Genomic DNA, 7,037 nt, shown 5'->3' with positions numbered 1-7,037 from the left:
AAGGAACATCGCTGTTTCAACCATTATTTGCGGATTTTCCAGTGGATTCTTGCGGGAAATTCCGCTTTGTCCCTGTTTTCGTCACCTCAATGCCGAGAGGCTATACTACGACACTTTCCCACGGCAACATTTCATATACCTTCTCAGCATCGTCGTCATATCCTGAAGGACTCAATAGCCCGAATGGATTCAAGACATGAAATATAATATTTATGACATAATTCCATTTCTTTATTGTATTAACTGCTAACGAAATTATTGGTCTTTTCTGACAATGCATACTTATTCTATCCGCTGATGAACCTAATGGGCTCGATTTATATCGCAATATCCTAAATCCGATTACTCCAAATTTACACCGCAAGTGTATGATTTCAAGATCAATTCTTTGTGATTAATAAAGATCAAAGTGTCAAGACAAGTATCCATCCAATTTACACTATATGGTTAACATACAAGGTCACACGATTTCTTGTCTCCGTGTCTCAAAAACGAACGTTTTTGTATCGGAAGTATTGACCACATCCTTACTTTGCCTTACAATTAAATGTAAGGAGTGGTAAGGATGCATCGACTGTTCTCTGCAACAATGACGAGCAAGGGACAAATCACAATTCCCAAGCTATTGCGTGAAAGATTGGAACTATCGGAGGGGGAAACTGTAAATTTCTATATTGACGATGAAGGAAAGGTGATCATGAGTAGGGCGGTGAACTCTCTAACGCAAATTGGGGTTAGAGTATTTTACTGTGACAACACGGGCAAGTATTTTGAATGTTTCACTGACAAATCACGCAAAGAAGTAGATAAAGTTTGGCTTAACCAGCAGATCTCTGATTCTCGTAAGAATGACTTCAAATATATGCTGGTTCATGAGAATCAAATCAACTACTGGCGAAAAGCTATTGGCGATCCCCTACAAGTGCGTCTTATTAGTGATGACTCCGTTAAGATCTTTCATACCTATGGATTGCTAACAGACCAGGATTTGGTTATGTATCATAGGAACCGAGATAACATCGTTAAGTAAAACGGCTAATCGGAATACCGTGTGGAACAAGAGCCATTTGTTTATGCGTTGGGAGCGATAGTCTTGATTATATGGCGAAAGTTTGACCCTGAACACCCACCGACAATCAGTGGCAATCATCTTATATCAGATGGTAAGAATGTTGATATTGCCCTTTTTGATGATAACTTATGGTTTGTGTCTGACATGAGTTCAATTGATGGGTCTGATGCTGTAACTCATTATGCAAAAATAAACCTACCGAATGAAAAAACACATTTGATGGTAGTTACCACTTCTTCAACGCAGTAATCCAAATAGCCAGTAAAACAGAGTTACTTTCGATTGGATTTTAGAGGTTTTCGATACTTCGTTACGGGAAAAAATCGTTCGATGGTTCCATTTAGAGCATCCAGAGTTCAACGGTAAACTGGGACAAATTATAAACATCGATTCAACTTCTGTTATTCATAAGACAGGATTGTTCAAACTACGGAGAAAGTATCTTTATACCAAAGAACGACTAAATCAGGAGTCTGTAACAACATTTTTAGAGCGTTTTTTTAATGAGGTTGACGAGTTACATGTAATACACAGGATTGACCCTTTCGTAAAGTCTCGTGTAAAAAGCGAATGACGGTCTATAAAAGCATAGGAGGGAGTTAATCATCACTAAATATCGTTTCTCAAGTGCTAATTTAACGCCGAAAGAGGCACTAACTGCGATGCGAGTGCTACGAAGAGCAGAACACGCGTGTTTATTTCACTCTATGGATTCTGAAGCTCGACTTAGTAAGGAATTGCATAAACCTCGTCTCATACTTTCTGATATTCGCATGAAAGGTGAGAATAGTGAGTATAGCGGTAGTCAGAAGACCTTGGAAAGTATAATTGCACTGCAACAGAAGATTACGAATCGTGTACCTCTCACTGAGGATGAGTTAAAAGACTTGAATCAGATTGCAAAGCCACTCATGAAGATCATTTGGTTTCGCGTTTTTTCATAATAGAACGTTTTTGGTCAAAATGTTTTTCCTAGATATGTATGCTCTCGAAGCTATTTAGATATTTTTTAACAATAGTGTACACTGGGTATAAAATAGGAATGTTTTAGGCGAAGCGATTGTGATATAAAAGGGGAGCCAACTTTGAGAAATCAAAATGCGTTATTGGCAACAGCAATTTTATGCGGAACACTATTTTCTGCAACCACAGTCTACGCATCGTCGCCATCATGGACAAAGGCAATTACGACACATCACATAGTTATTGATGGCGAAGCTGTAAACTATGTGCAGGTGGACACTCATAATCCCAAAGTGACCGTGCGTCCGGTTGTCGCTCATAATACATTTGGATCTACGCAGTCTCTTGAGAGCATGGCGAAATCTGCTCACGCTGTGGTTGCGATCAACGGAACTTTTTTTAATGCCGCATCTACATCTAACAAGTACCCAACTGGTGCCATAGAGATCAACGGTCAGTTTGAAAACGACGCCAAGGGAACGCTACTCGGTTTCGGTACAAATGGGCAACTATTGATGACTAGAGCGAAGGAATCACTAAAGGCATCAATAGAGGACTCAACCAATCCTACTGTTACTGGGTTGTGGCCATGGTACTTGAATGTGCCAAGCACAAATCCGGAGCGTGTAGACATTCTCACTTCATACTTTGGTAAATCCTCCAGAGATAAAAACGCGACTGTAGTCACCATTGAAAACAATAAAGTGGCCAGCATTCACCAGGGAAAAACAACGGTTCCCAGTAACGGATATGCAGTGGAGTTAGGCAAAGGAGAAACGTCCATGCTTGGACGTGTGCATGTAGGTGATCCGGCCAGTATGAGCGTAGGCGTTGAAACCCTTGATGGAGCGCCAATTGACTTCACCGAATATCACAATGCCATCGGAGCTGGGCCAATGCTTGTTAACAATAAAAAAATCGTATTAAATCCAGGATTAGAAGGGTTCAAGGACAAAACGCTGATTGATAGCAACACACTCAGAAGTTTTGCAGGTATTGATAAAAGTGGAGGCTTAATATTTGGCACAATTCATGCTGCGACGCTTGCTACAGAGGCCAAGATTGTAAAAAGTCTAGGACTAGTGCAAGCGATGAATCTGGACGGTGGAAGCTCAACAGGTCTGTACTTTAACGGAAAATACCTCACGAGACCAGGGCGAAATCTGGCTACCGCATTAGTTGTGACGTTTAAATAGTGTGGGGATAGCCACTAACAAAGAGAGGACATTTAAATGACGGTTGTTCCGAAAAATACATCTTTGGACAGTAATATGCTCTTACCACTCTTACTCATGGTAGGAATGGTTATAGTCGCAGCGATATTGGGTATGGTAGTCAGTAGATTCATTCCAAATATGTTTCGTAGTCTAGTGATCACGATATTGATGATCATTGCCTTGTATATTTGGGTAAGACTTGTTTTTTTCGACCACATCTTCCCCGGCATTTGACCGGTTCACAATGTCAGGAGAAGTTAAAATGGCTCCAGAACAGGACATTATAGATTCAAAATGGTTTGGTGTGAGGCGGTGAGTAAGTGGCTGTATCTAACACTCATATAGAGTGGACAAATGCTACCTGGAACCCGACCACGGGATGTACCAAAGTCAGTGAGGGATGCAGGAATTGTTATGCAGAGGTGATGGCAAAGCGTCATAAAGCAATGGGTCAGCCCCGCTATGCGAATGGTTTTTCGTTAACACTCCAACCTGATTTGCTTGAACTGCCGCTCCGATGGAAGAATCCAAAGAAAATATTCGTGAATAGTATGTCAGACTTGTTTCATAAAGATGTACCCGATGATTACATCCAGCAGGTATTCTCCACCATGAATAAAGCCCAGCAACATACCTTTCAAGTTCTTACAAAGCGTCTGGAACGGGTAGCTGAACTATCACCTTTTCTCAATTGGACACCAAACATCTGGCTTGGAACAAGCGTTGAAGATATGCGCGTTGCAAAACGAGTTGATTATCTAAGGAGAGTACCATCAACTATTCGATTTTTATCCTGCGAACCTTTACTTGGATCTCTCCAATCGTTGGACTTTTCAGAAATACATTGGGTTATCGTAGGTGGGGAATCCGGGCCAAGGTCGCGCCCTTTGGACCCAAATTGGCCGCGAGAGATCAGAGATATTTGTATTTCTCACCATATACCATTCTTTTTTAAACAATGGGGTGGTGTGCAGAAACATCGCACTGGGCGTTTACTTGATAGTCGTACATGGGACGAGTTTCCTAAAATTTAGGAACGATTTAAAGAACCTCCACCTCCGTTAATCTACAATTTTTAGTTCGAACAGGTTGCATGATGGGTATTTGTTAAAGCTACATAGAATACAATTGAGAACGTTCTTTTGGAGATATTGCCGATATTGCTTTATAAACCTTACTAATAGCGGCAGGTAATCTGCTTTTAACAAGGATTGGTCCATCAAAACACGGCCGAAAATCGGTAGAGACCTCCTCTACAAATTTTTTATTTTGAGCTACTTGTTCTTTAGAATATTTAGTTGGCTTAGAAATGATCTCTGCGGATTCTTCTAAGCGTACGCCGATTCCAGCTGTGTGTTCTATACCCATTTCGTTCATAACACGTGACATAGATTCAAGTTGTCCGGCTGATCTGGCAATATATCGTACTGCATCGGTAGTGTCTTGTCCGGGCAACTGGCCTTTAAAAATGGAGTTTGCAGTATTTATCCCTGAAAAAGCTAGAGCAAAACCATATTCAAGTGATGTATCCTTTATATTCTCGTTCTGTCTATATTGGACTTCGTTAATCACTAATGATGCAATACACAAAGCGCCTAATCCAAGCAGCGCTGTACTTTTAATTGTAATTTTCATGTTAGGTTCCTACTCTCTAGAATTATATTATGAACACACAACTCGGACGCTAATTAGCGTCCGAGTATCCATAAATAAGTATACCGAAAAGTTTTGAAATATGCCCGGTATTATAATTAGCTGCTAGGTGCTTCGATTGTTCCTGACATATACATCCAAGGTGCACTGTCATATTCAACATAACCAAGTGAATAGACATCATTTTCATAGGTTACCTGTGCATCAACCTGTACACTTTGGCCATACTTAGGATCTCCAAAGAACTGTTCGTCATAAGCTGGTGTGCTTGCTGTCGGGTGATAGACACCTGTTAACTCGTCGGTACCAACACCAGTCCAATTAATCTGGTTCATATATGCGTCCCCTGGAGTCTTGTTAACGATTCCACCACCTACGGTGACATTTTGATCTGCAATTTGTTGTACCAGACTAGAAGCAGCAGAACCTAATTCCGGAATAAGATCGATTAACCAACTCACCCAAGAAAAATTAAATTGAGGCGGGCTTATAGGAGCAGGGTAAAACGAATTTTCTAGACTCCAATTCGAGTCAGGGACACTTACCGCAAAGTTAACTCCACTTACAGAAATGGAGCGACCGGTACTACCACCTAGATAGTTCAATACCTGATGAGTTCCCCAAACCTCATCTTCGATGTACTGTTGAGTTCCTGAAGGCCCATTAGAAGCACGCATCACTTCGGTTGGAGTATTATTTCCAAAATAGTCAACGTTGCCGTCTAATGTAGTTGAATAATCATCACCGAGAAAATGTTGTGTTCCCGCATTCAATACTGAATCGGCTGCTTGTGATGTGGAATCAGACGAGGTGTTATTTGGGATAACAGTCTTTGTGGCGTTGTATGCTTTGATGTCATTAGAAATTGATTGTGTTACGAATCCTTTACCGAAATCTAATGACACAGGATAGCCAAGTCCATCAATCACGATTGTTGCTTGATAGTTATCTGTATTGGGCACATATGCAATGCCAACATTTAAATTGTAATTTTTCCCGGATGGAGTGGTAAGAGTACCAGGTAATTCTGCCTTTTCTAATGTACCAAGCGAGGTATCTACAGAATCTAACGTACTTTGCTCTGTCGTAATGGAGTACTTAGTACTCCCCCCAGCTTGAATATATCCAGATGCCTGAATTTGTACATCACCAGTGGTTTTGTCAGTCGTTGTTGTGACATTAAAATGAATCTTACTGTTATTTGCACTCGTGGAGTCATTGCTTGCACCATTAGTGATACTTCCCACGTTTGTAATACTGGTTGCATTATCACCAAATATCTGAGTAATCGCGGCAGCATTCTTTTGATCCGCTTGTGCTTGCGTAGTGTTACCGTAAGTAAGATCAGCCAATTTGCTTAAAGGTTGATCAAAAGAAAACTGTTTTGTAGTGGTGGTTGTTTGCTGAGTTGATGTGCTTTGACTCGTTGACGCAGCTGCAGCAAATGCCATTGTGGGTGCTGTTGACAACATCAGTGTAGCAACTAAAGTTTTTGCAATCAATTTTCTTCGCAAATAAGCTCACCCTTTTCCATTTTTTCTTACTAGTTCAAGGTATCCATTCTTTTCTAGTCCCGCAAGAGACTATTCTTGCAATGCTAAATGTTTAGTAAATTAAACAGCGGATTTTTTGATTGGTCTCTGAGCATCGACTCTAAACAGTTTCACATGCCTATTCGCATCAGGAAAATCAAAGCAGGAAAGCCCAAGGATACACCTGGCTTTCCTGCAAATTTGTGAATAAAAATTTTACTGTATTCCTGCGTGTTCAAACTTATTCGTATTTTCCTCCATTAAATTGAGTTGGCCGGTGAGGATGCCCAATAGAAACATTCCTAGACGTTCTGCTGCTTCTTTAGCTTCCTCAATCGTAAGTCCACAGAACGCTCCAATTTCTTCAATAGTACATGGCGTTTCCAATGCTTGAATCGCACACCAAACAATAAATGATCGATGGCCACAGCGCTTCAGAATGTTTGTAGCATCCTCTGTTTCCATAATGATTTGAGTCTTCATTTTATCTTCCTCCCTTGTCTCATGCGGCCCTTCAGGGTGGGCCTCGCGAGTCGGCGTAATCACGGCAAGTAGAGGCTCGCCGTAAAGCGGTTTGGGCGGTACCGGACCAGAGGGAGG

At 41.1% G+C, this 7,037-nt stretch carries 8 protein-coding genes; 5 read left to right on the top strand and 3 right to left on the bottom strand.

Annotation, left to right across the window (positions count from 1 at the left end):
• The 5 genes from ACFSB2_RS09060 to ACFSB2_RS09040 all read left to right on the top strand — a co-directional run.
• On the top strand, window positions 1–200 hold a 200-nt coding region (locus ACFSB2_RS09060), incomplete at its 5' end, for a hypothetical protein (protein ID WP_377942718.1).
• Between the two features lie 365 nt (window positions 201–565).
• A complete protein-coding gene (locus ACFSB2_RS09055; RefSeq protein WP_377942717.1) occupies window positions 566–1,030 on the top strand; it encodes an AbrB/MazE/SpoVT family DNA-binding domain-containing protein in 465 nt (154 codons plus the stop codon).
• Window positions 1,031–1,093: 63 nt separating this feature from the next.
• Window positions 1,094–1,321 (top strand): hypothetical protein, encoded by a 228-nt coding sequence (locus ACFSB2_RS09050; protein WP_377942716.1) that lies wholly within the window; start codon window positions 1,094–1,096, stop codon window positions 1,319–1,321.
• Window positions 1,322–2,157: 836 nt separating this feature from the next.
• Window positions 2,158–3,231 carry a phosphodiester glycosidase family protein gene (locus ACFSB2_RS09045; protein ID WP_377942715.1) on the top strand — a complete coding sequence of 358 codons (1,074 nt, stop codon included), beginning with the start codon at window positions 2,158–2,160 and terminating at the stop codon, window positions 3,229–3,231.
• A gap of 341 nt (window positions 3,232–3,572) precedes the next feature.
• Window positions 3,573–4,286, top strand: a complete 714-nt coding sequence (locus ACFSB2_RS09040) for a DUF5131 family protein (RefSeq protein ID WP_377942714.1) — start codon at window positions 3,573–3,575, stop codon at window positions 4,284–4,286.
• Window positions 4,287–4,365: 79 nt separating this feature from the next.
• Here ACFSB2_RS09040 and ACFSB2_RS09035 read toward each other — a convergent pair whose 3' ends face one another.
• The 3 genes from ACFSB2_RS09035 to ACFSB2_RS09025 form a co-directional block, all read right to left on the bottom strand.
• Window positions 4,366–4,887, bottom strand: coding sequence for a hypothetical protein (locus ACFSB2_RS09035; protein WP_377942713.1), 522 nt, complete (start codon window positions 4,885–4,887; stop codon window positions 4,366–4,368).
• A gap of 116 nt (window positions 4,888–5,003) precedes the next feature.
• Entirely contained in the window at window positions 5,004–6,419 is a 1,416-nt protein-coding gene (locus tag ACFSB2_RS09030; RefSeq protein WP_377942712.1) for a hypothetical protein, read from the bottom strand.
• Window positions 6,420–6,653: 234 nt separating this feature from the next.
• The coding region (locus ACFSB2_RS09025) for a hypothetical protein (protein ID WP_377942711.1) at window positions 6,654–7,037 on the bottom strand (384 nt) is incomplete at its 5' end.

The sequence above is a fragment of the Alicyclobacillus fodiniaquatilis genome, from assembly GCF_042678105.1.
Classification (GTDB): domain Bacteria; phylum Bacillota; class Bacilli; order Alicyclobacillales; family Alicyclobacillaceae; genus Alicyclobacillus; species Alicyclobacillus fodiniaquatilis.
Note: the sequence above shows the minus strand (reverse complement) of the source record. Positions and strands in the feature narration are given on the sequence as shown.

What these genes read in the sequence shown, in the direction of transcription:
- ACFSB2_RS09055 (WP_377942717.1), top strand. Translation starts at nt 566, where the DNA reads ATGCATCGACTGTTCTCTGCAACAATGACGAGCAAGGGACAAATCACA.
- ACFSB2_RS09035 (WP_377942713.1), bottom strand. Translation starts at nt 4,887, where the DNA reads ATGAAAATTACAATTAAAAGTACAGCGCTGCTTGGATTAGGCGCTTTG.